This window comes from Natrialba sp. INN-245, assembly GCF_009807105.1.
Lineage (GTDB): Archaea > Halobacteriota > Halobacteria > Halobacteriales > Natrialbaceae > Natrarchaeobius > Natrarchaeobius swarupiae.
The window spans coordinates 14,287-38,781 of sequence record NZ_WUBV01000007.1 but is presented as its reverse complement, the minus strand read 5'-3'; the positions used below and the strand labels follow the sequence as shown (position 1 = coordinate 38,781).

The window sequence follows — 24,495 nt, the reverse complement described above, 5'->3', positions numbered from 1 at the left end:
CGATGCCAGAAACGAAAATGTATCCGGACGAGCCGGCCGGTTCGTTCCCGTCGCCACCGACGACTGTGCCGGATCGTGACGATCGAGAGATTACGCTCGAGGCGGCCGGCGCGCTCTCCGGTGACCTGCTCGCGGACGTCGTCGAGATGTACGTTCGGTTCGATCCGGCCGACCGGGCACAGGGCATCCCGCCGACCGGCGAGGAACGGATCCGAAGCTGGCTCGAGGGGATCGGCGAGGAAAGCGTCAACGTGGTCGCGACCCACGACGGCGACGTCGTTGGACACGCGATGCTCGTTCCCGACATCGACGATCCTGACGGCGAGCACGAGGAAATCGCCGATCCAGCCGGGGGAGAGTGGGAACTCGCGATATTCGTCGTTCAAGACTATCAGCGGGCCGGAATCGGGACGATGCTTCTCGAGCATCTACTCGGGCGGGCGATCGACCTCGGTATCGAGTGGGTGTGGCTGACCGTCGAGCGCTGGAATCACCCGGCGATCGCCCTCTACGAACGCGTCGGCTTCGAGACGACCGGCTCACAGAGCTTCGAACAGGAGATGGCGATTCGACTGGAGGGCGATAGTAACAGCTGAACCGATTCCCGTTGCAAGGCGTTTTCATCGACTCGAACGGATTACTGTCCCGGCCTCCCGGTCCACCTGCCATGGGGTCGCGGCTGCGCCAGCACTGACGGACAGGAAACCGTATCGGGCCGAAACAAACCGTAGCTGGTCCGGGACGCCACCAGTGCTTCGGCAAGCCTGCACTGCAGGGTCGAATTTGGTGGTGTGATCCGAGTCGACCCCGCAGTCGACGCTTGTCGGCGTACTAGTACCGTTCCAACCGTCGACTGATGAGTGAAATCGGACCACACCGCATGATTTCACTCATCAGTTCAGGTTTGGACCGCCACTAGACCGAAAGGACGGGCTGGCTCGCGTACGAGAGGACGTATTCGGCGACCTTCTCGAGAACCTCTGCCGAGGCGGCGTCGGTTACCGGCTCGCGTGGAAGGACGATGAAATCGGCGTCGATCTCGTCGGCGGTATCGAGGACGACGTTGCCGGGATGGCGGGTTTTCCGACTCTGTGAGAAGCCGTCGTCGACCGACGTCGACAGCGGGACGCCTGCGTTCTCGGCGACGTTGCTGATGTCGTCGAAAAACCCTTGGGTGTTCTCTGCGACGACCGTCTCCTCGACGGTTCCGACGTCTATCCCGCGAACGACTCCGTGGCCGAGAACGTACAGTGCGTGGACGGAGGCATCGTACCGATCGGCGATTGCGATGGCGTACTCGACGGCGGTGGCGGACTCGTCGCTCCCGTCGACCGGCGCGAGAACCGTGTCGACCGAAAACTGCTCGCTATCGTCCATACCCGCCAGTCTGTTGCCCGGTACAAAAAATGCTCCCCCGTCGGCGAATTGCGGGGGTTCGACGGCGGTACCGGGGGTATTTAAGCCGCTCCGGAAGAAATCCCCGTCCATGTTCGATACGGTCGTTGTCGCTACGGACGGCTCCGACAGCGTCGAGCGCGCGGTCGACGTCGCGCTCGACCTCGCCGATCGGTTCGACGCCGACGTCCACGCACTCTCCGTCGTCGACGCCGGAGAGGTCGACGCCTCTCCCGAACAGCTCCGGGAGGAACTGCGAACCGCTCTCGAGACCCACGCCGACGCCGCGCTCGCGACCGTCGAAAACCGGGCCAACAGAGCGGTGACGACCGCCGTTCGCGAGGGTCGTCCGGGTGCCGAAATCTGTGAGTACGCTCGCGAGATCGACGCCGACCTGATCGCGACGGGGACCCGCGGCCGTCACGGCGAGAACCGACTCCTGCTCGGGAGCGTCGCCGAACGGATCGTCCGAGTCTCGCCGGTTCCCGTCCTCACCGTTCGCCAACTCGAGACGGTCGACGACGACGCGAGCGCGAGCGCGTAACCGGGACCGGGGGGTACTTCCGCCGTCGGCCCGCATTCGGGGGTATGTACGACGATCTCATCGACAGCAGCGACTTGTCGATCGCCCGCAAATCCGTCTTGCCGGGTACCGGCTTCTTTCTCCCCGACACGCTCGAGGACGATTTAGAGGCGGAACGAACCGAGGCTGCACTCGAGGGGGCCGACGTCGCCGTCGTCGCCGACCCCGACGCCGACGGGCTGGCCTGCGTCGCGCTGATCCGGGAGGCCTACGACGACGTCAGAAACGTCCCCGACCCCGACGCCGGTTTCGACGATTCGGCCGACGAAACCGGGAGCGACGCGGCCGTTCTCGGTGCCGACGAGGATCCGCTCGAGACACCCGAGCCGACGCCCCACTCCGTCGCGCTCGTCCCGGCAAGTCCCCACGACGTCGAGGACGCGCTGGCCCGGGTGGCCGAACACGCCGCCGACGGCATCGGCCTCTACGTCTGTGATCTCGCGCCGGATCGCTACGAGTACGTCGAGGCGGAACTCGACGCCGCCCTCGAGAGGGCCGAGCGCGTCGCGTGGTACGACCATCACCAGTGGGACGACGAGGTCGCCGCGGCCGTCCGTGAGGCGGGAGTCGAACTCGTCGTCGGCGACTCCGAGGAGGAGTGTAGCGCCGACGTCGTCTTCCGCTCGCTCGAGTACGAGTTCAACCCGGTGTACGAGGAACTCGCCGCCGTGACGCGCGATCACGACCTCTGGCTCCGGGAGGACTCTCGAAGCGACGACCTGGCGGATTACGCCTACTGGACCGAGCCCGCGGAGTACGTCGAGGTCGTCCGCGAGTACGGTGTCGACCTCCCCGAGTGGGTCCAGGAGTTCATCACCGAGCGTCGCGTCGAGAAGGAGGCGCTGATCGACCGCGCGGTCGGCCGTTCGGAGCTGCGCGAGATCGGCGGCTACACGGTGGGGATCACCTACGGGCGCTGTTCGCAAAACGAAGTCGCGGAGGCGATGCGCGAGCAGGGTGCCGACGCCTCGGTGATCGTCAAACCCGCTGGCTCCGCCTCGATCCGAGGAACCGACGCGTTCGACCGCTGCCACGAGGTCGCGGGGCGAGTCAACGGCGGCGGTCACCCCAAGGCGGCGGGCTGCAAGCCCGACATCTACGACGACATGCTCGACTACGCCCACCACTGGACCTCCCGCGGCGCGGTGACCAAACAGGTCATCCTCGAGGCGTTCGAGGAGGTCGTCGCGGCGGAATCAGACGAAGGGGGAAGCGACGACGAAGTAGACGCGTAGGCAGAGCGCTCGAACGGTCGAGTCCCCCGATGGCGCTCAATTTTTGATCTATCGCTCTCGGAGGTTCGTCACCCGAACCGTCGACTCGAGTGCGTCCGTTCGGAGGTCATCATCGGCAACGACGAGGTGATCCCCGGTCGACCGTGCGGTTGCCGCGATCAGCAGGTCCCGAACGGCCATCCGCTCGCCATCGGCGAGAAGTTCGTCCTGCAACCGGGCCGCTTCTAACGCGAGGTCCTCGTTAAACTCGAGAGCGCGAACACCGCCGAAGCGCTGTCGTTCGGCACGAACGTCGGTTCGGCCGCTTCCGAGCGGTCCCTCGAGAACTTCGTAGACGCAGATCGTCGACGTCAGATACGGTCCGCCCTGATCTTCGACGTACTCGACGGTTTCCTCGATACCCTCGAGCATGTCGATGATGACCGACGAGTCGAGAAACGTCATCGCTTGAAGCTCGACCGGGACCGATCGACGGCGTCGCGGGCACGGTCCGCGGTTTCGGAATCCCACGATCCGACGTCGATCGGCTCCTCGTCGGTCGCCAGCCGCTCGAGCAGGTCGTCGAAGCTCTCGTCGCCGCGCTTGAGGCGGTCGAGTTTCGCTTTCGTCTCCTCGGAGACTCTGATCGAGGTACTCACACGTATGCGTACTGTATGCACTTTCTAAGCTCTTTCGTCGGATCGATCTGAATTCCTGTCAACTCCGAACGTGGAACACGGATCGGCGCTTCTCGGCCGACCGTCGCCGTTGGAACTGCTCACTCCTGTGAGAGCACGTACCGCATCACGAGCTGGAGGACGTGGACGAAGACACCGGCGACGGCGATGTAGACGCCGATGGTCTGGAGCGCGGTCGACGCGTCGCGTTTGTCTCGGACCTGCCAGATCTCGTATCCGAGTCGGAGCAGAAAGCCGAGGAAGATGAAGACGAAGCCGACGAGCAACAACACCGGTAGAACGAACGTCCCGATGGCGATGACGACGACGCCGCCGAGAAAGGCGAAGTTAGCGAACCGACCCCAGTGTTCGAACGTGCTCGAGCGGGCGTAGACGTAGCCCGTGATGATCGCGGTCACGATTGCGGTTACGACGGCGGTGATCCCGAGGATCGTCACGCGGGCGTCGGCGGGCGCAAAGGAGATGATGCCCGCTCCGAAGACGCCGAACGCGAGTTGCAAGACGACCATGCCGACGAACGCGATGCCCATATCGCCGCCTTTGACGCCGCGTTCGGCGATCAGCTCGCCGCCCATGATCGCCGCCCCGTAGACGATGACGCCGAGGATCGGAGCCGCGAACAGGTAGTCGTTGACGACCGCGAGCGGCGTCATCGCGAAGACGTACATCAGGGCAACGGTGATCGTCATCAACGCGCTCGCGCCGCCGATCACCTGGACCTCGCGACTCGAGAGACCGAATCCGCGCTCGGTCTCGTGTGGGGTCTCGAACGAACTCATTGACGGCTCTTGTCGACCGGCGTGGAAAAACGTGCCCCTTACTGTCGGTCGGTTCGAGGACCACAGGTGACTCGAAGGACACAGTGCCGCTCGAGCGAGGCCGAAAGATTATCGTCTTCCCGACAGGTAAGACCCGGTGAACGCGATGGCGCTACTCGACGAACTCTCGGGTTACGAGTTCGAGGATCTGATGGTGGACGTCTTCCGTCACCTCGGCTACGAGAACGTCCGCCAGTCGGCGCGGACGGCCGACGAGGGTCGGGACGTGCTGATGGAGGAGGTCGTCGACGGCCGGCGGCGCGCAGTGGTCGTCGAGTGCAAGCACACGGATACCGTCAGCCGCCCCGTCGTCCAGAAGCTCCACTCCGCGGTCGCGACGTACGAGTACGACGGACCGAGACGCGGGATGGTCGCCACGACCGGCCGGTTCACCGGCCCCGCGAGGGAGTACGCACACGACCTCGGCGACGGTGACGGCAGCGTCGAACTGCTCGACGGGGCGGATCTCCGAGAGATCGGCGAGGAGATCGGGATGGATCTCTACAACGGCCGGATCGAGATCCTTTGCGAGGAGGCCCTGTGGCCCACCCACCCGACTGCGGGGGATCACGCGCCGCTTCTTGAGGTCGTCGACGCGGTCGAGAACCTCGAGTCCGCATCGGTTCCCGACCCGGAGACGACGCTCGAACTCGAGCCGACGGTCCGGGTCTCGGGCAGGACGAGCGCCACCTTCGAGACATCCGTCGGCGTCGTCCACAGCCTGGACGAGACGACCGACCTCGTGATCCGTGCCGATCGCGAACCGCCGCGAGTCGTCCGGTCGGAACTCCGGTCGCTCGTGGCTGGTCGAACCGCACCTCGGATCGATCTCGACGAGTACGAGCGAAACCTCGAGAACGGGTTCGACGACCTCGAGCAGTCGCGCTTTGGCCGGACCGAGACGGGGTACAGGGAGTGGGCGGTCGACAAGTTCCGGGCCATCCACACGACGACGGTCCACTACACCGGCGACAACAACGTCGACTACGAGAAGACCTGTACGCCCACCCAGTCGGATGTCTCGATCCAGTCGATCAACCCGGTCTACCTCCCCCACGTCCGTTCCCGGCTCACTCTCGGCGAGTACGACTACCGATACGAGTACTACGCCGCCGGCCTCTCGTGGACGGAGACGACGAACGACTTACACCGGTGTGTTCACTGTGACACTGGCGGCGCTCGAGGCGACGGACCCGTCACCTACTGTTCGAACTGTGGGAGCATCAACTGCGCCGACCACGTTCGGACGGAACGACTCGAGAACGAACCGGTCTGTACCGGCTGTGCGGTCACCGAGCGGTTCGCGCTGAAGCGCAAATACTTCTACGACGAGGAGAACCTCGAGGCGTTCCGCGAGGAGTACGACGCGATGGCGTTTCACGAAAAGGCGATGGAGAACGTCCCGCTCGCGGTCGGAATCCTCCTCGCGGTGGTGTTCTTACTGTTCGTCCTCGTGGTCGCCGTCGGGCTGTGACCGTTCGGCGGTCGACGGACTGCTGGCTCATACGGATTGCTGTAACGGTTTACCGGTGAAACCACAGACGGCTCGTGGTTTCGCCGGTAACGATTTACAGCAGACCGTATCAGACGTCGGGACCGTCGCTTCGAACCGACGGCCGCTCTTCGAGGCAGTCCGTCGCGAACTCGAGGGCGAACGACTCGATTTCGTCCCAGTCGGTGTACTCGTGGTTCCGGGACGTGTCGGTATCCCCGCCGGCTCTCCCGGCGATTCCGCGCATCGCGAACCGTTTGAGGAGGCCGTACTGTCGGTACTTGAGCGCGCCCGCAACGGTAAGCGTCCGGTCGGGCTCCCAGCCCGTCTCCGTCGGTAGTTCGGCGAGCAGCTCTCGAGCCGTCTCCTGCGAGTCGGGATCGTCGCCCGCTGCCGACAGACTCACGGAGAAAAACGCCGACGGGAGCCGGTTCAACGCCTCGACGTTATCGCGGACGAACTCGGTCACGTACCGCTGGTGGTGACCCATGTGGATCGACCCACCGACGATCACGCCGTCGTATGCCTCGAGGTCGAGATCCGCCGGCGGGTGTTTCAGGTGGACGAGCGTCGCGTCGTATCCGTCGGCTTCGAGGGCGTCGCCTATCCGCTCGGCGATCGACGCGGTCTGGCCCTCGCTCGAGCCGTAACAGACGAGAGTTCGAGCCGTCATTGCCGACGGTTCCACGCCCGTCGATATCAAACGAGACCGTGAGCACGCCGGCGGTCGCGGGTCAGTTTTCCGCCAGCCACGCGTCGATCTCCGAGGCGAGTGCGCCCCGGCGGTGGATCGTCCCCCTCGAGAGATCGACGACGGTGCTCTCGGCTCCCGGCGTCTCACCACCGTCGAGAACGACCGCCTCGTCGCGAACCTGCCGGGCAACGTCCTCGACGCGACGGGCGCTCGGCTCCCCGCTTAGGTTCGCGCTTGTCGCCGTGATCGGGCGCTCGGCGCGCTCGAGCAACGCCAGCGCGGGCTCGCAGTCGGGCACTCTGATCCCGACGCGGTCCCGGCCCGCGGTGAGGGCGTCGGGGACGACGTCGCCGCGCCGACAGAGGAGCGTGACGGGACCGGGGAGAAACGCCTCCGCGAAGCGCCGCTCGCGCTCGTTCGCCTCGACGTACCCCTCCTCGAGTGCGGTCTCGAACCGCGGGACGCCGAGCGAGATCGGTTTCGACCGGTCCCGGCCCTTGACGGCGAAGACGCGGTCGGCGGCGTCGGGATCGAGCGCGTCTGCGCCGAGGCCGTAGACCGTCTCGGTCGGGTAGACGACGAGCCCGCCCTCGCGAATCGTCCGTGCGGCGCGCTCGAGGTCCTCCGAATCCATACCCACGCGTCTCGTCGTGGCGGACAAAAACGTACCGAGACAAGCTACTTACCAGTTCGGGGCTACGTCACCACTATGCGCCGTCCTGCCCTCCCTTCGACGGCCACGGTCCGCCGTCGTACGCTCCTCGCGGCGGTCGGAACGACGACGCTCGCCGGCTGTACCACGGGCCTCCCCACGGTGTGTTCGCGGCCGTCGTTTCGCGCCGACCGCCTCGAGTTCGAGACACAGCGGCTTCGCTCGATCAGCAGGTGGGTCCAACAGGAAGACGCCGCGCTGGCGACGCGGCCGGACCACGTCGAACGATTCGAGCCGCCGTCGGAGTTCGCCGCCGAGACCGACGCCGAGCTAGCCGACGAGGACCGCACGTTTCTCGAGGAGACGGCGTTCGACGAGGCGTTCGTCGTCGGGATCATCGTCGGCTCGTCGGGGCAGTCGACCGACGCACGCGTCACGCACGTCGTCCGCGAGGACGACCGGGTCCACTGCTACATCTGTATCCGCAGGCGGGGGATGACCGACGACTGGGCACCCCAGCCGCGGCTGGTTCGCGTCGACTCGGCGTGGGAACCCGAGGCGGTTCGCGTGACGTTCACGAACGGCACTGACGGCACCGAGACGTTCGACTCCGACGGAACGTTCGAGCCAGTCGGCGGCTTCTGATTCGACTACTCCGAGGACTCGAGCCCGTCGACTACTCGAGGCCGAACCGTTCCTCGAGGTCGTCGTAGTCGGGAAACCCCGGCCACTCGGTGGCGACCCAGGCGTCGGCGACGGACAGGTCCGACTCGAGCGCGAGGAAAGCAAGCCTCGGCTCGGTGATGCCGGCCATTCCGTCCAGATCGTGGACGACGTCGTACGATTTTGCGACGCCGTTGGCCGGATCGGCAAAGAGGGAAAACGGGAGGTCGTTTTCCTCGAGGAAGCGCTTGACTGCGTAGGGGTTCGCGGCCGTGATCCCGACGACGCGACCGGCTCGCTCGTCCCACTCCCGCTCCGCGAGCTCGTCCCAGACGTACGTGGCGAGAAACGAGCCGACCATCGGCGTGAAGACGACGATCGTCGGTTCCGAACCGCCGGATTCGCTTTCGGTATCGCCGGCGTCGACGAGTTCCGACAGCGATCGATCCTCCCAGTACTCGTGGTTGACCAGCGGCCGAGTGAAGTCGGGAACCCGCTCGCCGGGTTCGGGATGATCCGTCGGCTCGAGGTCGACGACGTCGAACTCGGGCATCAGTCCTCACCCCCCGCCCCGGCGGCGGCCGCGGGACCCGCCGTCTCGCTCTCCTCGCCGTAAGTCGACTCGAGGTAGTCGACGATGTTTGCGCTCTCGGCCATCGTTACGCCGGTTCGTTCGTCGACGATGACCGGGACGGTCCGGACGCCGGCGACGCGTTTGACCACGTCCCGATCGGAGTGCATCGGTTCGACGAACCGCGAGCGGTAGTCGAGATCGTACGCCTGCAGGAGGCGAGTGACGCGCTCGCAGTACGGACAGCCCTGGAGCCGGTAGAACGTGATCGGCACGTCGGTGCGGTCGCTCATACACGCTCGTTGGGGAAACAGCCCGGTAAACGTATCGTCGACGATCGAGCGGACGAAAGAATGGTAAACGGTTAACCGATTCGGCGACAAGCCCCACCATCGATGGCGTTCTCTCTCCCGCTCGAGATCGTGCTCGTCTACGAGGTTCCCGTCGTCGGACTCGAGGTCGCCGAGTCGACGGTGACGATTTTCGGCGCGGTCGCAGTCGTCGTCCTCATCGCGCTCTCCGGCTTTTTCTCCTCTTCGGAGATCGCCATGTTCAACCTCCCGAAACACCGCCTCGAGGGGATGGTCGAGGACGGCATCGCGGGCGCCGACCTCGTAAAGGAGTTGAAAGACGACCCACACCGGTTGCTCGTGACGATTCTCGTCGGAAACAACATCGTCAACATCGCGATGTCCTCGATCGCGACCGCCGTCCTCTCGATTCATTTCGGCGGCCTGCTCGGGGTGATCCTCGCGACGTTCGGCATCACCGCGATCGTCCTGCTGTTCGGCGAGAGCGTCCCAAAGTCCTACGCGGTCGAGAACACCGAGTCGTGGGCGATCCGCATCTCGAAGCCGCTGAAAGGCACCGAGTACCTGCTGTTCCCGCTGATCGTCCTCTTCGACTACCTCACCCGCCAGGTGAACAAGCTCACCGGCTCGACGGGCGCGATCGAGTCGCCGTACGTCACCAGAGACGAGATCCAGGAGATGATCGAATCCGGCGAGCGCGAGGGCGTTCTCGAGGAGGAAGAACACGAGATGCTGACCCGCATCTTCCGTTTCAACAACACCATCGTCAAGGAGGTGATGACGCCCCGACTCGATATGACGGCGGTGCCGAAAGACGCGGGGATCGACGAAGCAATCGAGACCTGTATCCAGAGCGGCCACGCCCGGATCCCGGTGTACGAGGGGAGTCTCGACAACGTCCAGGGCGTCGTCCACATCCGGGATCTCGTTCGCGATCTGAACTACGGCGAGACAGAAACCGAAGACCTCGAACTCGCCGACCTCATCCAGCCGACGCTGCACGTCCCCGAGTCGAAGAACATCGACGAACTGCTGACCGAGATGCGGGAGAATCGAATGCACATGGCGATCGTCATCGACGAGTTCGGCACGACCGAGGGGCTGGTGACCGTCGAGGACATGATCGAGGAGATCGTCGGCGAGATCCTGAAAACCGGCGAGGACGAGCCCGTCGAGGAACTCGACGAGCGAACCGTCCTCGTCCGCGGCGAGGTCAACATCGAAGACGTCAACGAGGCCCTCGAGATCGACCTCCCCGAGGGCGAGGAGTTCGAGACGATCGCCGGCTTCATCTTCAACCGCGCCGGCCGCCTCGTAGAGGAAGGCGAGGAGATCACCTACGATGGCGTCCGAATCACCGTCGAGAGCGTCGAGAACACGCGAATCATGAAGGCCCGTCTCCACAAGTTCGAGGTACCGTCGGAGGACGAATCCGACGTGGACGACGACGCGACCGACGACGGCGTCGAGTGACCGTTCTCCGATCGCATCGGGACACCTTTCGTCCCACTGTCCTGGGACGCCGTTTTGCACTGTCGCGTTCAAACTGACGGACACCGGACCGTCTCGTACGGTTTACTGTCAGTCAGTTCCAGCGCACCTGCGACCCCTAGTACTTCGACAAGCGTCGACTGCAGGATCGAATCGAACCACACCACCGAATTCGACCCTACAGTGCAGGCTTGCCAAAGCACTAGGGCGATTGCGCCGGGAGATCGGGACAGCAACCCGGCTCACTCGTAAGTCGGGAGCCGACCGGACCGATCCGAGCCGTCGACGAACGGCAGGTCCGTTCGGACCGCCGGGAGTTCCTCGCCGTCGACGCGAACCGACAACTGATCGTTCTCTACGTCGTATGCGACCACGGCGAGCGCAATCGGCACCTCGAGCAGTTCGCTCACGCCCGCTCGCGTGACCTCGCCGACGCTCGAGTCGCCGTCGAAGACGGCCGCACCCGCCTCCGGAACCGGTTGGTCCGTCGGTCTCTCACTGGCTTCGAGCGTCGCGTCGGTGTCGAGCGTGAGCCCGACGAGTCGTTTGCTCGGACGGCCGCGGTTCTCGACGCGGGAGACCACTTCCTGGCCGACGTAACAGCCCTTCTCGAAGTCCAGTGCGGTTCGGAGTCCGAGCACGTTCGGAATCCGTCCCTCGAGTTCGGTGCCGAAAAGCGGCGAGCCCGCCTCGAGTGCGAGGCTCTCGAAGGTTCGGTAGCCGAACGGAGCGGCGTTCAGTCCCTGATTCAGGAGGACGTCGTAGACGTCCGTGGCGTCGTCGACGCCACAGATCACCTCGTAGCTCTCCTCGCCGGTGATCGCGTCCGTGCGGACGACGCTGACGCCGGCGTCGCCCATCGTCCCGCGGACGAACGAGAGGCGCTCGTCGGGGGAGGCGGCTCCGTTTAAGACGCTCGCGATCTTCTCCGTCGCCTTGGGGCCGTGGATCCCGAAGATCGCGTACTCGTCGGTCGCGACGGTGATCTCGACGTCCTGGATGAACACCTTCTCGGACCAGTCTTCGGCGAGCGGTTCAGCCGTCTCAGGCGGGACGAACAACAGAAGCCGCTCGCCGGCGTTGTAGATGTAGAGTTCGACCTCGATCCCTCCCTGTGGGCCTAACACGAGCGCATAACAGCCCTGGCCGTCCTCGGCTGGCACGCGGTTGGAGACGACGTTGTCAACGTACTCGCAGCGGTCGTCGCCTTCGACGACGATCACGCCATAGACGGCCTCGATGAGGCCGACGCCGTTTCGAACCGCGCGGTGTGCTCGTTCGGGTCGGCCGAAGTGCTCGACGATTTTCCGGCCGCCGCGCTCGCCGAAGGTCGCCCCGTGGTCCGCGTGGACGGACTCGATGACGGTCATGTCTACCCAGAGGGGCGTGGGCCTCTCAGGGGTTTCGATTCGGTCGCTCGAGTCTACTCGAGGGCGACGAATCGTGTCGGTGTCAAAACGGGAATCGGTCGCGGATCCAGTCGCCGATCGTCTGCTCGTCGTCGACGTCGAGCGGTTCGTCGGGAACGACTCGATCGTCCGGTTTGATAACCGTCTCGCTTCCGTCGGAGTCGACGACGATCAACCCGTCGGCTTTGAGCGTCGAGAGCGCCTCCTCCAGGTCGTCGATCTCGGCTTCGACGGCGGCTCGAAGCTCGAAGACGGTCATCCCGTCGTCCGCGCGGTCGACGAGGGCGTCGAGTACCGCCACCTCTGTCCCCGCACGGTCTCGGTACTCCCGCTTGACTCTCATCCAGTACCGTATTCGACCACCCGGGATTTGACGTTTGTCGTTCCCGGATCGCACACGTGAAAGTCGCCACCACGTGAGCGTCCGACGTAGCCAGTACGTTTTTTATGCCCTCGATCGGTACGATGGGACAATGGTCCTGCGATGTTCGCTGCTCGGGCATGCCTACGGTGAGCCGGAAGTTCAACGCGAGCGCGAAGAACGGGGCAGTGAGGTCGTCGTCACCGTACAGGAGTTCGAAGAGTGTGTCCGCTGTGGCGAGCGCAACGTCATCAGTGAGAACACCGAAGTGACGAGTCTCGCCGCCGACTCGAACGATCGTTCGCCCACTGATTCCGAGCCAGAACCGACCGCTCAACGCCCCACTCCCGACGCAGACGTCACCGAAACTGCTGACGGGGAGCCGGACGTGGCCGAGACGACACCCCCGCCGGACGAAGCGACCTCCGACGCGGTCATCGTTGACGCCGAACCCGACGAGGACGTGTCGACCGACGAACCGGCTGACGCCGATCCCGCGCCCGCTTCGAGCGATACTGACGAACGCGAGGAATCGGACGATCTCGACGTCCCGACCGACGAGAGCGGCGAGCCGATCACGGACGACGGCGAGATCCTCGACGAAGAGACAGCCAATCGGCCGGCCGACGACCGCGAGCGCGGCGAGTGGCCGGAGTCGGACGACGTTGGCCCGCCGGTCGACGCGGAGCCCGACGACGCCACGTCCTGGCCCGAACGGGCAGACGACGAGCCGGAATCGTCGTCCGAGACCAGCCTCGAGGACGAACCGATCGAAGACGACGCGATCGTCCTCGAACACGACGAGTCGACGGTCGACTCCTCGAGCGGTGCCGAAGCGATCGCGACGGAGTCGGAGATCCTCGACGCCGCCGACGTCGATACCGATCCGGCTACCGACTCCGGATCGGGTATCCAACGGGCCGAACCCGCTCCGAACCCGGGCGATACGCCCGATCGGCAGTCAGAGGACGTCCCGACGGAGTTTTACTGTCCACGCTGTGACTACGTCGACGTCGACGACCGCGGTTCGTTGCGCGCCGGCGACATCTGCCCCGAGTGTCGAAAGGGGTATCTCGGGGAACGCCCCGTCCAGTAACGCCTGCCGGTTGCAGTTCGTTCTCGGATTGTTCGCCGAGACCGCGTCTTCGAACGCTGGGCGGGTGGCCGCCGAATTCTGTTGACTATCCAAAACATCCCCTATGAAAAGAGGTAAACACCCCGCCGTGTATCTCCAATCCATGAAGGAGTACAAGATGCGTCGCGGTGAATATCTCGAGGAACGAATTCCCGATATGGAGTCGACGGTCGAGGACTATTTCGGCCCGATAACCACCACCGAGGAGTACAAGGGAAGCGACCTCTACGTCGTCGGAGAACCCGACAACCCCGTCTTCGAGAAGATCATCGTCGGTGCAGTCGAATACTCCGGCAAGAAGGACAAACTCGGCGTCGAGTTCCACGAGCGCGATCCGACGGAACTCGGACCGGACGAACTCGAGGCCGCCGGTGATGCCGTCGACGCGAAAAACGATTTCCTGCTCGAGGCGACCGGCCGTGACGCCAAATCGCGTCGGGACTCGATGAAACGCACAGTCGAGGACGATCCGGATCACAACTTATAGTCGCGTTTTACGCCCGATCTGCCGGGCTGAAACCCCTATGGAGTGATACGACTCCTCACGTATGGTCGGGCTCTCGTCGGCCAGCGTCGGTGAAATCGCGGCTGCTCGCGGCTTCACCTCGAGCGGATCGGTCGAGTTCGAAACGGCTATCGATACGAAATAGAAACGTCGGATACGATGGATCTGGCCTCGTTTCTGCTCGCGACGGCGCTCGCCCACGTTGGCTTTGCGATTTTCGTCGCGGCACACGCATCGTTTACTGAACGGAACGCCGGACGCTGGCCGTACGTCACCCTCGCGTTGGGCCTCGCTGGCGTCGCTGCCTACTTTTTCTACGACGAAACGAGTTCCGACGGCAACATTTGATACGGTCTGCGATCCGTATGACTCGCGGTCGCCTTGCTCCGATTTCCGTTTCTCGAGCTCACTCCGACTCCTGTCGCTCGAGTTCGGTGAGACGCGCGAGCGCGTCTCGATAGGCTTGTTCCTCCTCGAGTTGTTCGGTCGAATAGATCGACTCGAACAGCGATCGCTTTGCCTCGAGCGCCGTCCGGGCGCGCTGGTCTTCGGACTCCTCGAGACGCGAGAGCTGATCGGCGACCGTTTTGAGGGCCGTTTCACGGACGAACGGCTTTCGCAAGATATCGTCGCAGTCGACGGACAGCAGTTCGGGATCGGGTCGGTCACCGACGATGAGGGCCGTTCGACAGAGCTCTTTCGCGTCGTCGACGAAGCGTCGTGGATCGATTCCGGGTAGACCGGCGTCGAGGAGGACGACGTCGATTCGATCGTCGAACCGCTCGTAGAACTCCTTACTATCGTGTGCCCGGACGACGGTGTATCGATCCGACAGCCACTGTCGGTACATCTCCGTGATCCGTCGGTCGCCGTCGGCGAGCAAGACCGTTCGTGTCGTCGTCTCGAGATGTTCCTCGACCCAGTCGGCCAGCGATTCGAAGATGGGCTCCATATCCCGTCCGGCCTCGGTCAGGTCGTATTCGACGCGAAGCGGCGACTCGCTGACCACTCGTCGCTCGATCAGTCCCGCCTCCTGAAGCGTATCGAGCGTATCCGAGAGCACCTTCGACGAGATGTCCGGGACTCCCTCGAGAAGCTCGTTAAAGCCCTTCGAGCCGTGATGTTGTAACATGAGCAGGATGATCGGCGACCACTTCTTCGAGAGCAGTGTCAACGCCTCGAGCGCTCGATGATTTTCCGCCGGGATATCAGCGTCACGATAGGTCATGGGTCCAGTACCGAGTGGACCGCCATATTCGTTTTGTCCTCCGAAGCCGATGACGAATCGAGTGAACGTAACGGTTAGGAGGGACTGTGCACAGAGACGCGTATGGACTCGTCAGAGGGAACGACTCTTCTGCTCGTCGAGGATAATCCCAACGACGCGCAGTTCGTCGAGCGGTTGCTCGTCGAACACGGAAGTGAACGTGGGACACAGGGCGAGGATCGATCGGTCGAGGTCACCGAGATCGAGCACGTCGAACGGCTCGGGGACGGACTCGAACGGGTTACCGACGATCGCATCGACATCGTCCTGCTCGATCTCGGTCTTCCGGACAGCAACGGCCTCGAGACGGTCGACGCGATGGTCGAGCGCGCACCCTCCGTTCCGGTGGTCGTGCTGACGGGCCAAAGCGGCGTCGGGGTCGAAGCGATCCGACGGGGCGCACAGGATTATCTCGTCAAAGGCCGGATCAGCGTCGACATTCTCGTTCGGACGATCCAGTACGCGATCGAGCGCGTCCGCATCACGCGCGAACTCCGCGACCGAAACCATCGACTCGCGCTGGTCAACGAGATTCTCCGGACCGATCTCCGAAACGACGTCAGTATGATCGTCGGCTGGGGCGATCAGCTTCGAGACCGGGTCGGTCCGGACGACCGGGAGTCCGTCGAGTCGATACTCGAGGCGAGCCAACACGCCCTCGAACTCACTGACACCGCCGCCAAACTGATCGACGTCCTTTCCGAGGAACGAGTAACGGAATCCGAACCCTGCGACCTCCGTGCGATTCTCTCCGCGGAACTCGAGCGCTGTCGGCGCGAGACCGACGTCGACCTCACCGTCGACTGGGCGACGGCGGACGACGAGCCGCTGTCGGTCGTGGGAACGCCGACGCTCGGGGCCGTCTTCGAACAACTGCTCACGAACGCGATAACCCACACCGACCGCGACCGATCGACCGTCGAGGTGGACCTCGAGGTGACCGACGAGCGAGTCATCGTTTCGATCGCCGACGACGGCGTCGGCATCCCCGACGCGCAGAAACGTCGCCTCACGAACGTCGGCGACGACGCGGATCGGCGTGCCGGAATCGGCGCGGGACTGTACTTCGTTGCGACCGTCCTCGAGAGCATCGACGCCGAGTTTCGCGTCGAGGACAACCGGCCACGGGGAACCGTCGTAACCGTCGGTCTCGACCGGGTCGGCGTCTATCGCGACGACTGATACGGTTTACTGTAAGTCAGTTCCGGCGCACCCGCGACCCGTGTGGCGGTTGCACCGGTATATCGGGACGGCAATCCGTCTCAGCTCTCACACTCCATCTCCGGCGGCGAAATCGACTCAGTCTCGTCCCAGGAGCGAAACTCTGCGGTGACTCGCTGGGATCTGAACCGAACCGGATAGCCCGTCGACGTGCTGAGATACCAGTACTCGTTCTCGGGTGACGCCGGCATCTCGTAGACGTAGACGTCCGAGCCGTCGATCGTCGTCCTCGCGATCGGCTCCGTCTCCGGAAACACCTCACCGGGTCGTCTCTCGGGCTCGAGCACGTGGAGGTCGGGCTCGGTCGGCTCCCGTTCGCGACAGTGGCCGCCGAAGACGTAGTACTCGGTCGAATCGAACTGATAGATCTCGAGTTTCCCGTCGTCCATCGAGAGTTCGTAGTGAAACTCCCCCTGGTGAACGACCTGCCTGCCGGTTCCCTCGAAATCCCCCGCACTGGCTCTGCGCATCTCGATGTCGATGACGTAGGAGTCACCCCACTCGACGAGCTCTCCGATCGGCGGACCGCCGTCGATCGACTCGTACTCGGCACCATCCACGGAAAGCGCGTCGTCTGCCTCCTCGGATTGGGCGTTTTCGGCATCGGCCTCGGGATTGTGCCCGCCGTCCGACGACGCCGCGGGATCGTCGCCGTCGGCTCCAGCCGTCGTTCCGTCTCCAGCGTCGTCACCGATCGCTTCGGAACTCGAGTCGTCGCCCTCGGAACTCGAGTCGTCGATCGTGGTTTCGATACATCCGGCGAGGACGAACCCAACACCGGCCCCACAGGAGGCGAGCAATCGGCGCCGCCCCGTCGAAACGTGCATACCACACGTCGGTCCATGACCCGTTAGTACGTTAGCTAACCCGGAACTCACCGGAGACCTACCGCGACGTAACCGGGACCAGCCGAACCGAGAGAGAATTCATCTCGAACTCGACGCTCGAGCCGACCGCTCAGATGGCAACACCGGCCGATTCAATCGATCGTGCTGGCTATTCGATGCGCCGTCACTCGATCTGCTCGGAGTCGTCGACGAAATCGACGTCCGTGATCTCGATTCGCGCTCCCCCGAGCGGGCCGTCAGTCGCGCGGACGGACCAGCCGTGGGCAGCGACGATCCGGCCGACGATGCTCAGCCCGAGCCCGGTTCCGGTCGGCGACGTGGTGTACCCCTTCTCGAAGATTCGCTCTCGCTTCTCGGGCGGGATACCCGGTCCGTCGTCCTCGACGTAAAACCCGGTAGGAAGCGAGCCGACGACGATACGACCCCCGTCTGCGGGAGCGGTCTCGCGCTCGTCGACCGGACCGAAGTTCGATTCTCGAGTGGACTTACGAGTCGTCCGCTGTGCCTGGGTGACGTCGTCTCCCGTCGCTTCGCTGTACGCGATCGTGTCGATACCGTCATCACCTCGTTCGTGGTCGCTCGAGGCGTGTTCGACGCTGTTCCGAAGGAGGTTTTCGAACAGTTGTTGGAGCCGGTCTGGATCGCCGACGACCGACCGGTCCGTCTCGACGACGAGTTCTGTTTCCGGCGTCCAGAGATGTCTCCACGCCGTCTCGGCGATTTCGGAAAGCTCGACTGGCTCACGCGTCTCGAGTCCTCGGCCCGTGTGTGCGAGCTCTAACAGGTCGGTCGCGAGATCGTCGATCCGGTTGGCGGCGGCGAGGACGCGATCGACGTGGGTGATGTCGCCCGTCGCGATCGCCATGTCTGCGCTCCCGCGGATCTCCATGAGCGGGCCCTGCAGATCGTGAGAGACGACGTCCGTCAGATCGTCGAGTTGCCGGAGGGTAAGCAACGTGATCCCCGAGCCGATGTCGACCCGGTGAGTCCGAATCTCGACGTCGCGGTCGATACCGTCGACGTTGAACGTACGTTCGGCGATGGCGGGGCCCTCCGGACCGGGGAGGGAGTCCGGTGCCTGCTCGCCGATAACCGCCTCGAGGTCACACTCCAGGAGTTTGGCCGCGGCGGGATTGACGTCGATGACCCTGCCGTCGGCATCCAGTACCACCATACCCAGCTCCATCCGCTCGATGAGTTCCCGCCGCCCGAGTTCGCGGGTCGCAGGGACGAGACGGACGAAGTCGTACCGGACGACGAGGCCGACGGCGATCGCACTTGAGAGGAGGATAGCCAGGGGGGTAATCGCGAACCCGGTCGGCGGCACCGGCAGGAAGTACAGCACGTCGGCGGCGGTCCCCATCAACACGACGCCGGCCAGCGCGAGCGCCTGCCAGCGGTAGACACCTTCGGTGATCGTCGCGTACCGAACGAAGACGGCCGCGGCGGCTACTACGAGCACGAACGCGTAGGCGATCCACGGCACCGCGACCATTCCGTACTCGTAGGCGATCTGCTGGGGGTTCGACGCCGGGGTGACGCCCGCGTAGAACAGCCCGTGGACGTGGTCGGTGAGCGCGAGGGCGAGCGCTCCGGCGGCCGGCGACGCGATCAGGAGCTGCCGTCGCCGCCCCAGCCACTCGTCGGTGCCGGTGTACGACAGGGCGAAGAACAACAGCGCGACGGGGACGACGGTGATCCCGACGTAGCGCACTTGCAACATCGCCGTCGAGACCGTGGTTGACCCAGTCGCGTAGTTGATACCTGCCGCGACCATCCAGACCGTGTTTCCGAACAGAACCGCGACGAGCCAGATGACGCCCGGCCGATCACGGTGCCGATAGGCGTAGCTCGCGAGTGCGATCGCGACCACTGCGCCGAGCAACTGTACGGTAGCGAGTGCAGGTGACGTCATCGACACATCGTCGTCCGCAGACTGCGGTCGGTTTCCGAATCGAGGACCGAACGAATCGAACGCCGATCGCGGCGGTCAGGCCAGGAAGACGTGTCGCGGTCGATCGGCGAGGACGTCACGGCCGAACTCGACGGTCTCGGAGAACGCGTCGCTCCGGAAGAACTCCATCGCGTCGCCACGGGAGTCCCAGCGGCTGGCGATGAACATGTCGTCTTCGTTCTCGCGGTTGACCAGCAGGTCGGTCTTCCGGTGGCCGTCCATGTCGGCGAGCAACGCGGCGACATCGCCGAACGTGTCCGTGAAGTCGTCTCTGTGCTCGGATTTGACGGTGTAGAACATCCCCATCGTCCCCCAGGAACCCTCGGTATCGTCTCCGGCCTGGCGTACGACCTCCGGCAGATCCGCGAGGAAGCCGGCGGCCGTATTCGCCGCGCGGTCGGTCTCCCAGAGGCTGACGACCCCGGTTTCGCCATCCTCCCCGCTCGAGCCCGCCTCGCTCGGTTCGTACACTGCGGTCTTGACGTGCGTATCGTAGTGGTCGAAGTTCGCCCGGAGGCCCTCTACCTCCTCGAACAGCTCGTCGGGATCGGCCGCCGAGTAGAGGACGACCGCGTGGACGTCCTCACCGTGGGGCTTGCCCGCGTAGATGCCCGCCTCCTCGAGTTCGCTCCGGACGTCCGAATCGCCACTATGCGGGCCGCCGTCGGAGTCGCCGTCGGAGCCGTGGGAGTGTCCGTCCGACCCGCCGTGTGAGTGGCCACTCGAGCCGTGGCCCTGGCCCCCCTCCGACCTGCCGTGTGGGTGACCGTGCGCGTCGGTCGTCCCGTTCTGGGGAACCGATTCGCCTGCGAGGTACGCGCCGAGGTTTTCGGCGGGGAACCGGCGAGCGGAGAGGAACCGGCCGAACTCGGCGAAACGCGAACTCGAGGGATCGAAACGCATCTCGTAGAGCAGTTCCTTGACGTCGGCCGGATCGTCGCTGAACAGCGTTACGCCCCACTCGAAGTCGTCGAGGCCGATGCTCCCGGAGATGATCTGGGTAACTCGTCCGGCGTACTCTTTGCCGATCTCGCCGTGATTCGAGAGGAACTCGGCACGCTCGTCGAACGGGAGTTCGTACCAGTTGTGATCCGGGCCGCGGCGCTTGTCCATCGGGTAGAAGCTACAGAACTCGGCGTCCGGAATCTCGGGCTCGAGGCGGGACTCGATGTAGCGCTTGATACCCGTATCCTCGACTTCGCTGTCCTCTTCGAAGTACTCCTGGGACAGATACCCCGACACTTCGGTCACGGAGACGTACGAGTCGGCGCGCTCGGTGAACTCGGCGAATGCGGTGTGTTCGAACTGGCGCTCTAAGGCGTCGATATCCGCGAGTGTCGGCCGGAGGTGGAGGATCAGCAGGTCGGCCTTGTGGCCGAGCACGGAGAACGTCGCCGAGTCGCCCGCGTCGGCGTCCTCGAGTCGTTCGGCCGCGGCGAGATATTCGATCCCCTCGTCGATCGCCTGTGAACGTCGGCGCTCGGGTGCGTCGCGCCAGGCATCCCAGTCGATCGACCGGAAGTCGTGGAGCACGTACCAGCCCTCTTCGGTCTGCGGTGGTGTGCGACGGTCCATGTACAACGGTTACCGCGGCGAGGCTAAGAAGGACCGGGTTTTCGACTCGCTGCACGTCGACGATAATCTATATCAGTCGACCCCGACGGCGATCAACGGAATTCGCACTTCTACGCCGAGTGCTGGAACGGAATGAAAACCGACGATTCGCCCTCCGGGCGATCCTCGGGCGCTAAAGGGAAGGGCTCATTAGTCCCTGGTGAGTGGTTCACACCATGGCTTCGTGGAAGCGGGACTTCGCGAGCGGGCTGATCGTCCTCGGCCCAATTCTCATCACTCTCTACGTTATCTACTGGATCTACGGGCTCGTCGCCGGGTTCTCTCCTGAACTCATTCTCCGACCGGATGCCCTCGAGCCCCTCATTCCGGGCGAGAGCGACCAGGCCGCCCAGACCCGACGACAGCTCGCCCAGTTTCTCCGGGTCCTCGTCACGTTAACCGTCTTCGTTATTCTCACGCTCTCGGTGGGGTATCTCATGCGGACGACCGTCGGCGGGCTCGTCGAACGTCTCGTCGACAACGTCGCGAACCGCGTCCCCGTTATGCGCGTCGTCTACAACGCCTCGAAGATGGCGGCGGAAACCGCCTTCGGCGAGCAGGAATCGCTTCAGACCCCGGTCAAACTCGAGGTCTGGGAGGGGCTCCGGATGACGGCGTTCAAGACGGGGAAAGTGACTGAAGACGGGAGGGAAGTACTGTTTCTGCCGACGTCGCCGAACATTACCACGGGGTTCGTCATCGAGGTTCACTCGGACCGAATCGAGGAACTAGACGAGGACGTCGAGGATGCGCTCACGCGGGTCTTGAGCGCCGGGTTCGGCGATGCGGACCGTCAGCGCGGCATGGACGCTGGCGTCTCGATCGACGTCGTCGACGAGGCGACCACGAGTAAGAACGCGGATGCGACCGACGACGATTGATATGGTTTGCGATGACTGGAACGGATTGCTGTTCCGATCTCCCGGCGAACCCGCAGACGGGTCGCGGGTGGGCCGGCAGTGACGGAGAGTAACTCGTCCGAGAGAGACTGCTGGCAGCGGGATCCATCCCACTCGGTTCCGATTCTGTTCGCGCAGTGAGAACTGACCTGTTTTGCCGAGACGCAGACGGTCAAGGGCCGTGGTGGGCGACGTCAGATCGATGTATGGTCTCTCTCGGCGCGAACTCGAGTTCGCAGTTCTGATCAGTTCGTCACACTTCGTTCAGCACGTCTTCTACCGGGTGCTTCCACCGCTCGTCCCTGTCCTCGCGGTTGCACTCGAGTACCCACTGTGGCAACTGGGGCTGTTGATTACGCTGTACTCGATCGGCATGGGGATCGTCCAGGCACCGCTGGGTGTCCTCGCGGACCGGATCGATCGCCGTTATCTCCTCCCGACCGGACTCGTGATCGCCGGCGGGGCGTACGTTCTCTTCGCGTTCGCGCCGACTCTCGGTGGGTCGTTGCCTGTCGTGACGGTGTTCGGAACCAGCTTCGAGGGGGGATTTCTCGTTATGGCCCTCGCGATGGTGATCGTCGGCGTCGGACTGGCCGTCGTCCACCCGGCCGGCTACCCGATGATCACGGACAACGTTGACGGCCGAAACAAGGGGAAGGTCCTCGGCTTGTTCGGCGCCTCGTCGAAACTCGGCGACGCTGCGACGCCCGCTGCTATCGCCGGGCTGATCCTCTTGTTATCCTGGGAGCGGATCATCCTCGTCTTCGGCGTAGGAGGGATCCTCTACGGAGTCGCGCTCTTTCTGGCCTTGCGCAGCGACGAGTTCGAGACGGTCCCGTCCGGGCAGCGAACGGACACCGGTACAGCTGCGACAACAACGACGGAGCTAGCCCGAGAGGAGCCCCGAACGTTCTTCTATCCGATGGCCGTGATCTACTTCTTTTTCGTCTCGAGCAGTGTGACGAGTCACGCCATCACCGCCTTTCTCCCGGCGTTTCTGGTCGCGGTGTACGCCCACTCGTTCGAGGCCGTCGGCGTCTACGTCGGCACCGAGTCGGTTGCCAGCGTCTACTTCGCGCTGGTGTTGCTCGCCGGCGCTGCGACACAATTATACCTGGGCGGGGTAACCGACGAGTACGACTCGCGGCTCGTGTTGATCGGCTGTATGCTGCTCGCGACCGTCGGCATGGTGGCGCTGGCCGTCTTCGACCTCCACCCGGCGGCGCTCGTCGCCGTACTGTTCGTCCTCGGCGGCGGCCTCTACGGCGTCAACCCGGCTCGAGACGCGCTGATCAGCGATCTCACGCCCCCCGAGTTCGAAGGCCGAGTGTTCGGCTACATCTTCACGGCTGGAACGCTGACTGGCGCGGCATTTCCCACCCTCATCGGGTATCTGCTCGAGCATCTCGGGATGCGTTCGGGCTATCTCGTCGTCTCGTTCGGGACGGTACTGGCGGCCGTCTTCGTCGCGTTGCTCTACTCCGATCGCGTCTTCGCCCCGGCGTCGGAGCCAGAACCGGACCCAGACCTTCGGAGCGGCCCCGAAGGGTCGGACTGAGCACGGGACTCGAGATCGCGTACGCCTCGTACGATCTCTCGGCCGTCAGTCGTCCCAAACCGCACGAGAAGAGGCAAAATCGGTTTCGGTGCGACGTCAGCACCCGCTCGAGTCGGTTAGACGTACGTGAACCACTCGTCGTACTCGTCTGTCTTGCGCTCGACGACGTCGAAAAAGCGCGACTGGATGTCCTCGGTGACGGGTCCGCGCGAGCCGTCGCCGACGACGACGTTGTCGACCTTGCGGATCGGTGTAACCTCGGCTGCCGAGCCAGTAAAGAACAGTTCGTCGGCCGTGTTGAGTTCACCTCGGGAGATCGAGACGTTGTCGTGGACCGTATAGCCGAGATCCTCCGCGAGGGTGATCACGGTCTCGCGCGTAATGCCGTCCAAGATCGACTCCGAGAGACCGGGCGTGTAGATCTCGCCGTCGCGAACGAGAAAGACGTTCTCGCCGGGACCTTCGGCGACGTTGCCCTCCTTGTTCAGGACGATCGCCTCGGCGTAGCCGTTGCGACGGGCTTCCTCGCCGGCGAGCATGCTGTTAACGTACAGTCCCGTCGTCTTCGCATTCGTCGGAATCTGGCTCGAGGCGTGTTTGCGCCACGAGGAGATCATCACGTCGATGCCGTTCTCTAAGGCTTCCTCGCCGAGGTAGGCACCCCACGGCCAGACGGCGATGGCGGTGCGGGTGGGACAGTCCTTGGGACTGACGCCCAGCGAGTTGTAGCCGTAGAAGGCGATCGGGCGGATGTAACAGGAGGGAAGCTCCTGGCGCTGGATGAGTTCGATCGTCGCCTCGGTGAGTTCCTCGACCGAGTGGTCGATCTCCATCTCGTAGGGCTTGGCCGACTGGAAGAGCCGTTCTAAGTGTTCCTCCCAGCGGAAGATGGCCGGCCCCTGCTCGGTGTCATAACAGCGTGCGCCCTCGAAGACGCCGCTTCCGTAGTGGAGTCCGTGCGTGAGGACGTGAACCTGCGCCTCGTCCCAGTCGACGTACTCCCCGTCCATCCAGATCGTGTCGACGTCCATCTCGTCGAATCCCATGATCGTAGGTGTAGAAAGCCACCGTACTAAGTGTTCGCGATTTACACGAACGGAGCGCGGTCCGTCGGCACGGTTACACCGGTGCCCAGAATACGG

Annotated in this window: 27 protein-coding genes; 12 read left to right on the top strand and 15 right to left on the bottom strand. The window is 64.2% G+C overall.

The features are described from left to right. The first annotated feature begins 2 nt into the window (after window positions 1-2). Entirely contained in the window at window positions 3-596 is a 594-nt protein-coding gene (locus GRS80_RS01820; RefSeq protein ID WP_160046066.1) for a GNAT family N-acetyltransferase, read from the top strand. 319 nt (window positions 597-915) lie between these two features. Here the strand turns inward: GRS80_RS01820 and GRS80_RS01815 are convergent, their stop codons facing one another. Further along, a complete protein-coding gene (locus GRS80_RS01815; protein WP_160046065.1) occupies window positions 916-1,377 on the bottom strand; it encodes a universal stress protein in 462 nt (153 codons plus the stop codon). 109 nt (window positions 1,378-1,486) lie between these two features. Between GRS80_RS01815 and GRS80_RS01810 the strand changes: the two genes are divergently transcribed. Both GRS80_RS01810 and GRS80_RS01805 read left to right on the top strand, forming a co-directional pair. Then, window positions 1,487-1,939 (top strand): universal stress protein, encoded by a 453-nt coding sequence (locus tag GRS80_RS01810; RefSeq protein WP_160046064.1) that lies wholly within the window; start codon window positions 1,487-1,489, stop codon window positions 1,937-1,939. 44 nt (window positions 1,940-1,983) lie between these two features. Next, window positions 1,984-3,213: a phosphohydrolase gene (locus GRS80_RS01805; protein WP_160046063.1), complete on the top strand. Its 1,230-nt coding sequence runs from the start codon at window positions 1,984-1,986 to the stop codon at window positions 3,211-3,213. A 48-nt stretch (window positions 3,214-3,261) separates the two neighbouring features. Here the strand turns inward: GRS80_RS01805 and GRS80_RS01800 are convergent, their stop codons facing one another. The 3 genes from GRS80_RS01800 to GRS80_RS01790 form a co-directional block, all read right to left on the bottom strand. Beyond that, the gene (locus GRS80_RS01800) at window positions 3,262-3,657 is read right to left on the bottom strand and encodes a PIN domain-containing protein (protein ID WP_160046062.1); all 396 of its coding nucleotides are present in this window, start codon (window positions 3,655-3,657) and stop codon (window positions 3,262-3,264) included. Beyond that, window positions 3,654-3,851, bottom strand: a complete 198-nt coding sequence (locus GRS80_RS01795; RefSeq protein WP_343161403.1) for an antitoxin VapB family protein — start codon at window positions 3,849-3,851, stop codon at window positions 3,654-3,656. Before GRS80_RS01795 ends, GRS80_RS01800 begins: the two co-directional genes overlap by 4 nt. Before the next feature lie 119 nt (window positions 3,852-3,970). Further along, window positions 3,971-4,669: a hypothetical protein gene (locus GRS80_RS01790; protein ID WP_160046061.1), complete on the bottom strand. Its 699-nt coding sequence runs from the start codon at window positions 4,667-4,669 to the stop codon at window positions 3,971-3,973. A 145-nt stretch (window positions 4,670-4,814) separates the two neighbouring features. Here GRS80_RS01790 and GRS80_RS01785 point away from each other — a divergent pair, with 145 nt between their 5' ends. Then, complete coding sequence (locus GRS80_RS01785) at window positions 4,815-6,182, top strand: restriction endonuclease (RefSeq protein WP_160046111.1); 1,368 nt, start codon at window positions 4,815-4,817, stop codon at window positions 6,180-6,182. Window positions 6,183-6,291: 109 nt separating this feature from the next. Here GRS80_RS01785 and GRS80_RS01780 read toward each other — a convergent pair whose 3' ends face one another. Both GRS80_RS01780 and GRS80_RS01775 read right to left on the bottom strand, forming a co-directional pair. Then, complete coding sequence (locus GRS80_RS01780; RefSeq protein WP_160046060.1) at window positions 6,292-6,873, bottom strand: flavodoxin domain-containing protein; 582 nt, start codon at window positions 6,871-6,873, stop codon at window positions 6,292-6,294. 61 nt (window positions 6,874-6,934) lie between these two features. Beyond that, window positions 6,935-7,528 carry an L-threonylcarbamoyladenylate synthase gene (locus GRS80_RS01775; RefSeq protein WP_160046059.1) on the bottom strand — a complete coding sequence of 198 codons (594 nt, stop codon included), beginning with the start codon at window positions 7,526-7,528 and terminating at the stop codon, window positions 6,935-6,937. Between the two features lie 75 nt (window positions 7,529-7,603). Here GRS80_RS01775 and GRS80_RS01770 point away from each other — a divergent pair, with 75 nt between their 5' ends. Beyond that, entirely contained in the window at window positions 7,604-8,191 is a 588-nt protein-coding gene (locus GRS80_RS01770; RefSeq protein ID WP_160046058.1) for a hypothetical protein, read from the top strand. Between the two features lie 31 nt (window positions 8,192-8,222). On the opposite strand, the gene GRS80_RS01765 is transcribed toward GRS80_RS01770, so the two are convergent. Continuing rightward, on the bottom strand, window positions 8,223-8,762 hold the full coding sequence (locus GRS80_RS01765; RefSeq protein ID WP_160046057.1) for a redoxin domain-containing protein: 540 nt from the start codon (window positions 8,760-8,762) through the stop codon (window positions 8,223-8,225). Continuing rightward, on the bottom strand, window positions 8,762-9,073 hold the full coding sequence (locus GRS80_RS01760) for a glutathione S-transferase N-terminal domain-containing protein (RefSeq protein ID WP_160046056.1): 312 nt from the start codon (window positions 9,071-9,073) through the stop codon (window positions 8,762-8,764). The genes GRS80_RS01765 and GRS80_RS01760 overlap by 1 nt, the downstream gene beginning before the upstream one ends. Window positions 9,074-9,175: 102 nt before the next feature. Here GRS80_RS01760 and GRS80_RS01755 point away from each other — a divergent pair, with 102 nt between their 5' ends. After that, window positions 9,176-10,564, top strand: coding sequence for a hemolysin family protein (locus GRS80_RS01755; RefSeq protein ID WP_160046055.1), 1,389 nt, complete (start codon window positions 9,176-9,178; stop codon window positions 10,562-10,564). A 260-nt stretch (window positions 10,565-10,824) separates the two neighbouring features. On the opposite strand, the gene GRS80_RS01750 is transcribed toward GRS80_RS01755, so the two are convergent. Together GRS80_RS01750 and GRS80_RS01745 are read right to left on the bottom strand one after the other, a co-directional pair. After that, a complete protein-coding gene (locus tag GRS80_RS01750) occupies window positions 10,825-11,952 on the bottom strand; it encodes an aminomethyltransferase family protein (RefSeq protein WP_160046054.1) in 1,128 nt (375 codons plus the stop codon). Between the two features lie 82 nt (window positions 11,953-12,034). Continuing rightward, entirely contained in the window at window positions 12,035-12,334 is a 300-nt protein-coding gene (locus GRS80_RS01745) for a DUF6432 family protein (RefSeq protein WP_160046053.1), read from the bottom strand. Between the two features lie 130 nt (window positions 12,335-12,464). Here GRS80_RS01745 and GRS80_RS01740 point away from each other — a divergent pair, with 130 nt between their 5' ends. The 3 genes from GRS80_RS01740 (at window position 12,465) to GRS80_RS01730 (ending at window position 14,340) form a co-directional block, all read left to right on the top strand. Then, entirely contained in the window at window positions 12,465-13,448 is a 984-nt protein-coding gene (locus GRS80_RS01740; protein ID WP_160046052.1) for a hypothetical protein, read from the top strand. 142 nt (window positions 13,449-13,590) lie between these two features. Next, entirely contained in the window at window positions 13,591-13,974 is a 384-nt protein-coding gene (locus tag GRS80_RS01735) for a DUF5611 family protein (protein WP_160046051.1), read from the top strand. Between the two features lie 177 nt (window positions 13,975-14,151). Further along, entirely contained in the window at window positions 14,152-14,340 is a 189-nt protein-coding gene (locus GRS80_RS01730; RefSeq protein WP_149082395.1) for a hypothetical protein, read from the top strand. Between the two features lie 58 nt (window positions 14,341-14,398). Here GRS80_RS01730 and GRS80_RS01725 read toward each other — a convergent pair whose 3' ends face one another. Then, window positions 14,399-15,220 (bottom strand): winged helix-turn-helix transcriptional regulator, encoded by an 822-nt coding sequence (locus GRS80_RS01725; protein WP_160046050.1) that lies wholly within the window; start codon window positions 15,218-15,220, stop codon window positions 14,399-14,401. A gap of 102 nt (window positions 15,221-15,322) precedes the next feature. Between GRS80_RS01725 and GRS80_RS01720 the strand changes: the two genes are divergently transcribed. After that, complete coding sequence (locus GRS80_RS01720) at window positions 15,323-16,441, top strand: hybrid sensor histidine kinase/response regulator (RefSeq protein ID WP_149082393.1); 1,119 nt, start codon at window positions 15,323-15,325, stop codon at window positions 16,439-16,441. 80 nt (window positions 16,442-16,521) lie between these two features. Here GRS80_RS01720 and GRS80_RS01715 read toward each other — a convergent pair whose 3' ends face one another. From GRS80_RS01715 to GRS80_RS01705, 3 genes are all read right to left on the bottom strand, one after another. Then, on the bottom strand, window positions 16,522-17,307 hold the full coding sequence (locus tag GRS80_RS01715) for a hypothetical protein (protein WP_160046049.1): 786 nt from the start codon (window positions 17,305-17,307) through the stop codon (window positions 16,522-16,524). Window positions 17,308-17,491: 184 nt separating this feature from the next. Beyond that, entirely contained in the window at window positions 17,492-19,243 is a 1,752-nt protein-coding gene (locus GRS80_RS01710) for a histidine kinase N-terminal 7TM domain-containing protein (protein ID WP_160046048.1), read from the bottom strand. Between the two features lie 75 nt (window positions 19,244-19,318). Next, entirely contained in the window at window positions 19,319-20,857 is a 1,539-nt protein-coding gene (locus GRS80_RS01705) for a heme-binding protein (RefSeq protein WP_160046047.1), read from the bottom strand. A 215-nt stretch (window positions 20,858-21,072) separates the two neighbouring features. Between GRS80_RS01705 and GRS80_RS01700 the strand changes: the two genes are divergently transcribed. Together GRS80_RS01700 and GRS80_RS01695 are read left to right on the top strand one after the other, a co-directional pair. Beyond that, window positions 21,073-21,777, top strand: coding sequence for a DUF502 domain-containing protein (locus GRS80_RS01700; protein WP_149082389.1), 705 nt, complete (start codon window positions 21,073-21,075; stop codon window positions 21,775-21,777). Between the two features lie 220 nt (window positions 21,778-21,997). Beyond that, entirely contained in the window at window positions 21,998-23,353 is a 1,356-nt protein-coding gene (locus tag GRS80_RS01695; RefSeq protein WP_160046046.1) for an MFS transporter, read from the top strand. A gap of 116 nt (window positions 23,354-23,469) precedes the next feature. On the opposite strand, the gene GRS80_RS01690 is transcribed toward GRS80_RS01695, so the two are convergent. Further along, the gene (locus GRS80_RS01690; RefSeq protein WP_160046045.1) at window positions 23,470-24,399 is read right to left on the bottom strand and encodes a branched-chain amino acid transaminase; all 930 of its coding nucleotides are present in this window, start codon (window positions 24,397-24,399) and stop codon (window positions 23,470-23,472) included. Window positions 24,400-24,495: the final 96 nt, after the last annotated feature.

What these genes read in the sequence shown, in the direction of transcription:
- GRS80_RS01760 (WP_160046056.1), bottom strand. Translation starts at nt 9,073, where the DNA reads ATGAGCGACCGCACCGACGTGCCGATCACGTTCTACCGGCTCCAGGGC.
- GRS80_RS01770 (WP_160046058.1), top strand. Translation starts at nt 7,604, where the DNA reads ATGCGCCGTCCTGCCCTCCCTTCGACGGCCACGGTCCGCCGTCGTACG.
- GRS80_RS01730 (WP_149082395.1), top strand. Translation starts at nt 14,152, where the DNA reads ATGGATCTGGCCTCGTTTCTGCTCGCGACGGCGCTCGCCCACGTTGGC.
- GRS80_RS01790 (WP_160046061.1), bottom strand. Translation starts at nt 4,669, where the DNA reads ATGAGTTCGTTCGAGACCCCACACGAGACCGAGCGCGGATTCGGTCTC.
- GRS80_RS01780 (WP_160046060.1), bottom strand. Translation starts at nt 6,873, where the DNA reads ATGACGGCTCGAACTCTCGTCTGTTACGGCTCGAGCGAGGGCCAGACC.
- GRS80_RS01690 (WP_160046045.1), bottom strand. Translation starts at nt 24,399, where the DNA reads ATGGGATTCGACGAGATGGACGTCGACACGATCTGGATGGACGGGGAG.
- GRS80_RS01700 (WP_149082389.1), top strand. Translation starts at nt 21,073, where the DNA reads ATGGCTTCGTGGAAGCGGGACTTCGCGAGCGGGCTGATCGTCCTCGGC.
- GRS80_RS01715 (WP_160046049.1), bottom strand. Translation starts at nt 17,307, where the DNA reads ATGCACGTTTCGACGGGGCGGCGCCGATTGCTCGCCTCCTGTGGGGCC.
- GRS80_RS01725 (WP_160046050.1), bottom strand. Translation starts at nt 15,220, where the DNA reads ATGACCTATCGTGACGCTGATATCCCGGCGGAAAATCATCGAGCGCTC.
- GRS80_RS01775 (WP_160046059.1), bottom strand. Translation starts at nt 7,528, where the DNA reads ATGGATTCGGAGGACCTCGAGCGCGCCGCACGGACGATTCGCGAGGGC.
- GRS80_RS01805 (WP_160046063.1), top strand. Translation starts at nt 1,984, where the DNA reads ATGTACGACGATCTCATCGACAGCAGCGACTTGTCGATCGCCCGCAAA.
- GRS80_RS01720 (WP_149082393.1), top strand. Translation starts at nt 15,323, where the DNA reads ATGGACTCGTCAGAGGGAACGACTCTTCTGCTCGTCGAGGATAATCCC.
- GRS80_RS01755 (WP_160046055.1), top strand. Translation starts at nt 9,176, where the DNA reads ATGGCGTTCTCTCTCCCGCTCGAGATCGTGCTCGTCTACGAGGTTCCC.
- GRS80_RS01815 (WP_160046065.1), bottom strand. Translation starts at nt 1,377, where the DNA reads ATGGACGATAGCGAGCAGTTTTCGGTCGACACGGTTCTCGCGCCGGTC.
- GRS80_RS01735 (WP_160046051.1), top strand. Translation starts at nt 13,591, where the DNA reads ATGAAGGAGTACAAGATGCGTCGCGGTGAATATCTCGAGGAACGAATT.
- GRS80_RS01695 (WP_160046046.1), top strand. Translation starts at nt 21,998, where the DNA reads ATGTATGGTCTCTCTCGGCGCGAACTCGAGTTCGCAGTTCTGATCAGT.
- GRS80_RS01745 (WP_160046053.1), bottom strand. Translation starts at nt 12,334, where the DNA reads ATGAGAGTCAAGCGGGAGTACCGAGACCGTGCGGGGACAGAGGTGGCG.
- GRS80_RS01810 (WP_160046064.1), top strand. Translation starts at nt 1,487, where the DNA reads ATGTTCGATACGGTCGTTGTCGCTACGGACGGCTCCGACAGCGTCGAG.
- GRS80_RS01740 (WP_160046052.1), top strand. Translation starts at nt 12,465, where the DNA reads ATGGTCCTGCGATGTTCGCTGCTCGGGCATGCCTACGGTGAGCCGGAA.
- GRS80_RS01800 (WP_160046062.1), bottom strand. Translation starts at nt 3,657, where the DNA reads ATGACGTTTCTCGACTCGTCGGTCATCATCGACATGCTCGAGGGTATC.
- GRS80_RS01710 (WP_160046048.1), bottom strand. Translation starts at nt 19,243, where the DNA reads ATGACGTCACCTGCACTCGCTACCGTACAGTTGCTCGGCGCAGTGGTC.
- GRS80_RS01765 (WP_160046057.1), bottom strand. Translation starts at nt 8,762, where the DNA reads ATGCCCGAGTTCGACGTCGTCGACCTCGAGCCGACGGATCATCCCGAA.
- GRS80_RS01785 (WP_160046111.1), top strand. Translation starts at nt 4,815, where the DNA reads ATGGCGCTACTCGACGAACTCTCGGGTTACGAGTTCGAGGATCTGATG.
- GRS80_RS01750 (WP_160046054.1), bottom strand. Translation starts at nt 11,952, where the DNA reads ATGACCGTCATCGAGTCCGTCCACGCGGACCACGGGGCGACCTTCGGC.
- GRS80_RS01705 (WP_160046047.1), bottom strand. Translation starts at nt 20,857, where the DNA reads ATGGACCGTCGCACACCACCGCAGACCGAAGAGGGCTGGTACGTGCTC.
- GRS80_RS01820 (WP_160046066.1), top strand. Translation starts at nt 3, where the DNA reads ATGCCAGAAACGAAAATGTATCCGGACGAGCCGGCCGGTTCGTTCCCG.